The organism is Roseiconus nitratireducens, assembly GCF_008629675.1.
GTDB lineage: Bacteria > Planctomycetota > Planctomycetia > Pirellulales > Pirellulaceae > Stieleria > Stieleria nitratireducens.
In genome coordinates this window covers 1-1,544 of the sequence record NZ_VWOX01000057.1, presented here as the reverse complement: position 1 = coordinate 1,544, position 1,544 = coordinate 1, and the positions used below count along the sequence as shown (strand labels likewise).

Here is a 1,544-nt window from a genome sequence, read left to right as displayed (position 1 = left end):
CGTTTGGTGCGCCAGCCCCGGCCGTTGATCTCCCGGGCTACATCCAATAGCGACTTCCGCTGGCGGTACATCTCGAAGATCTCTCTCACCCGCTCTGCTTCCGTCTCATCGACCACCAGTTTTCGATCCACGACGTTGTAACCCAAGACGGGCATCCCGCCGGACCATTTCCCCTTGCGCCGTGCCGCGGCGATCTTGTCACGGGTCCGCTCCGAGATCATCTCGCGTTCGAACTGTGCGAAAGACAACAGCACGTTGAGAATCAGCCGCCCCATCGAGCTGGGTGCCCGACGGCACGTTCCGCCTGACTGCCGGCATGGACCTAGGCAAATACCTCAACCACTGGATTCTCGTCGCCTGGTCCGAAAGCGGCAGCGGACAGATCGTCGACTACGGACGCATTGAAGTGCCAACCGACGATTTAGGCGTCGAAAAGGCCACCGCGGTCGCGCTGCGTGAATTCAAGGATCTGGCTCAGTCCGGTTGGCCAATCGGCAACGCCCACGGAGAGATCGTTCGGCCGAACCAAGTCTGGGTCGATGCGGGATACATGACGCCGGTTGTCTACGCGTTCTGTCGTCAGATGGGGGAAAAGCGTTACCGTCCCGCCGTCGGCCGCGGCGTCGCCCAGCAACATCGTCAGTGGTACAACCGCCCGAAGACCACCGGATCGATCGTCAAACACATCGGAGAAGGCTACCACTTCAGCTATCTCCGCACCGAGCGACTGCAGCTCGTGGAGATCGACTCCGACCACTGGAAAAGCCGGGTCCATGCGCGTCTCACGACGCCGCTGGAGACTCCCGGGGCAATCAAACTTTTCCAGGCTGCCCCGCACGAGCACATGGCGCTGGCCAAGCACCTGACGGCCGAGCAGAAGGTTGAGGAGTTTGTCGCCGGCAAGGGCGTCGTGGTGAAGTGGGAACGCTTGCGCCGTCAGAACCACTGGTTCGATGCCCTGTACAACGCCTGTGCGGCGAGTCACTTCTGCGGCGTGCGGCTTGTTGAAGAACACCGGGTTCGCCGGCCGAGGCGGTCGCTGCGGCAGATGGCGGCGGAGGTGGGGAATATCGGGGATCGGTAACGTGCAGGAAGCGAGGCCTAGTCAATGTGCCCGACATACGCATTCCTGGCCCGCGTCGGTGGCCCACACCAAATTGAATCCGCTTCCCTGGCAAGAAAGATCGGTCGGTCCAGACTCGGCCTGTTGGGTCTCCCACAGAAGAACTGTTTTAAGGGCGCTGGTCCGCTATAGCGGTAGCGACCTTGAGGGGTTCAATAATGTGATGTGCGGAAAAGCGGATAGTTCATTCGATCCGATCGATGGGCTAAACTAAATGCCCGGAGCTGTACGCTGGGTATGCTCTAGTTATCCCGCCAAAAAATGAGTTGCCGAACAGCATGAGTCATTCAACAGTTTTGTCGTCCGAAATTTGGAATTGCAAATACGCATTCCAATTCGAATGCCCAATGAAGTGGGAAGAGCTTGCCGCAACAGACAGGCAAGGCGTAAGACACTGCGACAAATGCAACCAACTGGTACA

2 protein-coding genes are annotated in these 1,544 nt (G+C 59.0%); one reads left to right on the top strand and one right to left on the bottom strand.

The window, feature by feature from the left end; translation table 11 throughout:
• The coding region (locus FYK55_RS28670) for a recombinase family protein (protein ID WP_150080051.1) at positions 1-275 on the bottom strand (275 nt) is incomplete at its 3' end.
• A gap of 41 nt (positions 276-316) precedes the next feature.
• Between FYK55_RS28670 and FYK55_RS28665 the strand changes: the two genes are divergently transcribed.
• Positions 317-1,084: a terminase gpA endonuclease subunit gene (locus tag FYK55_RS28665; RefSeq protein WP_150080050.1), complete on the top strand. Its 768-nt coding sequence runs from the start codon at positions 317-319 to the stop codon at positions 1,082-1,084.
• The last annotated feature ends 460 nt before the right edge of the window (positions 1,085-1,544 follow it).